Origin of the sequence: Kitasatospora sp. NPDC093558, assembly GCF_040683475.1 — a bacterium.
Classification (GTDB): Bacteria; Actinomycetota; Actinomycetes; order Streptomycetales; family Streptomycetaceae; genus Kitasatospora.
The window spans coordinates 1-3,183 of sequence record NZ_JBFBDY010000683.1 but is presented as its reverse complement, the minus strand read 5'-3'; the positions used below and the strand labels follow the sequence as shown (position 1 = coordinate 3,183).

The following is a 3,183-nucleotide window of genomic DNA, read 5'->3' as shown; positions in this document are numbered from 1 at the left end:
GGCCGGTGGGGCGGCCGCGGGGCCGCCCCCCCCGGGCGCCCCCCCCCCCCCCCCGCACCCCCCACCCCCCCCACCCCGCGGCGGCCGCCCCCCCGGCGGGCCCCCCCGCGCGGCGGCCCCCCCCCCCGCGCTCGCCGTCCACGCGGCGGTGCCGGCCGTGCCCAAGCTCACCGCCGCCGTCGTGCTCGGCAGGGCGGCGGCCCACCTGCCCGGGCTGCGCCCGGTCGTCCGCGGCGTGGCGCGGCCGGGGCTCTCCATGGCCGGCAAGCGGCTGATGCGGCTCGGGATCGTGTTGCTCGGCCTCAAGCTCAGCCTTGGTGACGTTCTCGGCCTCGGCTGGGCGACCGTCGCCATGGTGCTCGCCGTGGTCACCGCCACCTTCGCGGGCACGCTGTGGCTCGGGCGCAAGCTCGGACTGCCGGGGGACCAGCCGCTGCTCGTCGCCACCGGCTACTCGATCTGCGGCGCCTCGGCGATCGGCGCGGTCAGCCAGGCCTCCGGCAGCGACGAGGAGGACGTCGCCGCGTCCGTCGCGCTCGTGACGCTGTGCGGCACGCTCGCGATCGCCGTGCTGCCGCTGCTCCAGCACCCGCTCGGGCTCGGCGAGGCGGAGTTCGGGCGCTGGGTCGGCGCGAGCGTGCACGACGTCGGGCAGGTCGTCGCCACCGCGCAGACCGGCGGGCCCGGGGCGCTGCGCGAGGCCGTCCTGGTCAAGCTGATGCGGGTGGTGCTGCTCGCGCCGCTGGTCGCCGGGGTGGCGGTCGCGGTGCGGCGCAGGCAGCGGTGGGACAAAAAGAACATTGGTGAACCAAGCGATAAAAGTTCGGTCAAAAGCGACAGCCGGCCGCCGATCGTCCCGCTGTTCGTGGCGGGGTTCCTCGCGATGATCGTCCTGCGGACCACCGGCGTGCTGCCCGAGCGCGCGCTCACCCTGGCCGGCGACGCCCAGGAGCTGCTGCTGGCCGCCGCGTTGTTCGGCCTCGGCAGCGCGGTGCACCTGCCGACCATGGTCCGCACCGGCGGGCGGATCGCCCTGCTCGGCCTCGGCTCCTGGGTGATGGTCGCGGGCGTCTCGTACGCCGGTGTGCTGATCACGACCTGAGGAAAACGGCATCGGGCCGGACGGCGGCCTTGGGTATTGTCGACCGGGTAACCGGTCCTCCCAGGCCGTCCCGCACCCGAGTTCGCCGAGGAAACGCGCATGCCGACCGCACTGCCCGAACGGAACGCCCGCGACACCGTGGTCACGCTCGACCGGCGCGAGGGGCCGTACGGCGAGGTCGTACTGCGCCGGCGCGGGCAGGACTTCGAGATCATCGCCAACGGCTGCTTCCTGATGGACACCGCCGACGGCCGTTCCGAGCGGCTGCTGATCCAGGCCGCGCTGGACGAACTCGACCGCACCGGCGGAGCCGACGGGCAGCCGTCCGTGCTCATCGGCGGCCTCGGCGTGGGCTTCTCGCTCGCGTACGCGGTCGCCGAGCCGCGCTGGGGGCGGATCGCGATCGTCGAGCGCGAGACCGCGATCATCGACTGGCACCGGACCGGGCCGCTCGGCGCCTTCTCCGGCGGCGCGCTGGAGGACGAGCGGGTCGTGGTGCTCCACACGGACCTGCTGGAGCACCTCGCCGCCGCCGACGGCGAGCGCTACGACGCGCTGTGCCTCGACATCGACAACGGGCCGGACTGGACCGTGACCGACGGTAACGCCCCCCTGTACGGGGCCGACGGGCTCGCGGTGCTCTGGCACCGGCTCCGGCCGGGCGGGGTGCTGGCGGTGTGGAGCGCGCAGCCCTCGCCGGCCTTCGACGAGGCGCTGCGGGCGGCGGGGTTCTCGGACGTCGCCTCGCACGAGATCCCGGTGTCACGGGGGGTGCCGGACGTGGTGCACCTGGCCCGGCGCCCTCACTGATCCGGTTCTACTTGCGCGGTGGCCCAACTGGTCCGAGGTAGAGGCCGGTTGGGCTTTGGCGGTTCGTTTCGGTGCTGCGGGGCTGAGGAGTTGGGCATGGCGGAGGACGGGACGCCGTCGGGGCGGATCCTGGCGGAGCTGCGACGGCGCATCGCCACGGGGGAGTTGGCGCCGGGGGAGCGCGTGCCGTCCACCAGGGCGATCACCCGGGAGTGGGGGGTCGCGATGGCCACCGCCACCAAGGTGCTGAGTCGGCTGCGGGAGGAAGGGCTGGTCCGGGCGGTGCCCGGGGTCGGGACGGTGGTGGTGGTGGGGGCGCCTGCTCCTGCTGCTGCTCCTGGCTCGTCCTCGCGTGTTTCCCCGTTGGCCTCCCTTGCCGCTCCGTCCGACTCGGCTGTGCCTTCGGAGGCGGCTGTCGTGCGGCGGGCGCGGGGCGGCGCCGAGCGCGGCGGGGACCGGGAGCTCTCCCGGGAGCGGATCGTCGCGACGGCCGTGCGGGTGGCGGACGACGAGGGGATCGCGGCGCTGTCGATGCGGCGGATCGCGACCGATCTCGGTGTGGCGACCATGTCGCTCTACCGCCATGTGCCCAGCAAGGACGAGCTGTTGAGGCTGATGACCGACCGGGTCTTCGGCGAGGAGCCGCTGCCCGATCCGCTGCCGCCGGGGTGGCGGGAGGGGCTGGAGACGGTGGCCCGGGTGCAGTGGCGGATCTACCGGCGCCACCCCTGGCTTGCGGGCACGATGTCGTTCACCCGGCCGGTGCTGGCGCCGGACGCGGCCGTGCACACCGAGCGCACGATGGCCGCGCTCGCCGGTCTGGGGCTGAGCGTCGAGGAGGTGGTCCAGGCGTCGGTCACGCTGGCGGCCTTCGTGTGCGGGCTGGCCGTTCACTTCGAGCGGGAGGCGCAGGCCGTCCAGGACAGCGGGATGTCCGCGGACGAGTGGATGGACCGGCACGACCTGGCGGAGCGCGACCGGCTGATGGCGGACCCGGAGCGGTTCCCGATGTTCGACGCGCTGGTCCGGGGGCCGGAGATCGACATGAGCCTGGACGCGCTGTTCGTGTTCGGGGTGGCGCGGATGCTCGACGGGATCGGCGCGGTGATCGCGCGGCGGGCGGGCGGGGGCTGACGAACAGGTAACGGCGAACAGGTAACGGCGAACAGGTAACGGCGAACAGGTAACGGCGAACAGATGACAACTAACAGATTTCAGCGAACGAAATCTGAAATCTGTTAGTTGTCATCTGTTCGCCGTCCGTCGTCGGC

3 protein-coding genes are annotated in these 3,183 nt (G+C 73.8%); all 3 read left to right on the top strand.

What is annotated here, in order from left to right:
* Nucleotides 1-148 precede the first annotated feature (148 nt).
* Complete coding sequence (locus AB0O00_RS33670) at nucleotides 149-1,102, top strand: putative sulfate exporter family transporter (RefSeq protein ID WP_363658330.1); 954 nt, start codon at nucleotides 149-151, stop codon at nucleotides 1,100-1,102.
* A gap of 99 nt (nucleotides 1,103-1,201) precedes the next feature.
* Complete coding sequence (locus tag AB0O00_RS33665) at nucleotides 1,202-1,912, top strand: spermidine synthase (protein WP_363658328.1); 711 nt, start codon at nucleotides 1,202-1,204, stop codon at nucleotides 1,910-1,912.
* Nucleotides 1,913-2,008: 96 nt separating this feature from the next.
* Nucleotides 2,009-3,046, top strand: coding sequence for a TetR/AcrR family transcriptional regulator C-terminal domain-containing protein (locus AB0O00_RS33660; protein ID WP_363658326.1), 1,038 nt, complete (start codon nucleotides 2,009-2,011; stop codon nucleotides 3,044-3,046).
* Nucleotides 3,047-3,183 lie beyond the last annotated feature (137 nt).